The sequence below is a fragment of the Oleiphilus sp. HI0086 genome (genome assembly GCF_001635225.1).
The window spans coordinates 1-940 of the sequence record NZ_LWFZ01001054.1 but is presented as its reverse complement, the minus strand read 5'-3'; the positions used below and the strand labels follow the sequence as shown (position 1 = coordinate 940).

The following is a 940-nucleotide window of genomic DNA, read 5'->3' as shown; positions in this document are numbered from 1 at the left end:
ATCTTCACTGATCGCTACTTCTAGTTTAACTTTTGGTAGAAAGTCTACAACGTACTCAGCGCCACGATACAACTCTGTATGACCTTTCTGGCGACCAAATCCTTTAACTTCAGTAACTGTTATACCCTGAACACCGATTTCTGATAGTGCTTCACGTACATCATCAAGTTTAAAAGGTTTGATTATCGCAGTAACAAGCTTCATTCTATTCTCCGTTATCTTAAAAAGACTCGTAATTGTTCTGTTACGAGTAGTTATATCTCACTATAGTTGTTTATTCATTGATGCCAAGCAACTCAACATCAAAAATTAGTACCGAGCCAGCCGGGATGGCGCCAGCAGCTCTATTTCCGTAGCCAAGTTCGCTCGGAATAAATAATCGGGTCTTCTCGCCAACCACCATAAGTTGCAGACCTTCAGTCCAGCCTTTGATAACTTGATTCAAGCCAAAAGAGATAGGTTGTCCGCGAGCTACGGAACTATCAAAGACAGTGCCATCAGTTAAGGTGCCATGATAATGAACTTTAACTTTATCGTTTGCAGTAGGGTGGGCTTCTCCCGTACCGGCTTGAAGTACCTTATATTGAAGACCCGACTCGGTTGTGACAACGCCTTCTTTGGTCATGTTTTGGGCAAGAAACTCACTGCCTAATTGTTGATTCTCAACGGCTAGCTTTTTGTTTTGATTAGTGCGGTGGACGATGAATGCTGCAAGTGCAACAACAAGTATGACAACAATGATTTTTAACACGGGTGATTTGCCTTTTATTAAATCGGTATTGGAATGAAATAGATTCTAAATGATTCCCTGATCAAGTGCACATGCCATTGCGCCACCTAATTCCGAGCAATGGCTCTCAAACTCTTTTTGGTAAGCGCCTTTTAGTAAAAGGGGCTCCTGTACCCATCGCCACTTAAGGCCAGTGGTAATGGTTTCGAG

At 42.3% G+C, this 940-nt stretch carries 2 protein-coding genes; both read right to left on the bottom strand.

From position 1 onward, the window contains the following. Positions 1-204: P-II family nitrogen regulator (locus tag A3756_RS18895; protein WP_304438904.1), on the bottom strand; the 204-nt coding region annotated here is incomplete at its 3' end. A 70-nt stretch (positions 205-274) separates the two neighbouring features. Further along, entirely contained in the window at positions 275-751 is a 477-nt protein-coding gene (locus tag A3756_RS18890; RefSeq protein ID WP_068509573.1) for an FKBP-type peptidyl-prolyl cis-trans isomerase, read from the bottom strand. Positions 752-940: the final 189 nt, after the last annotated feature.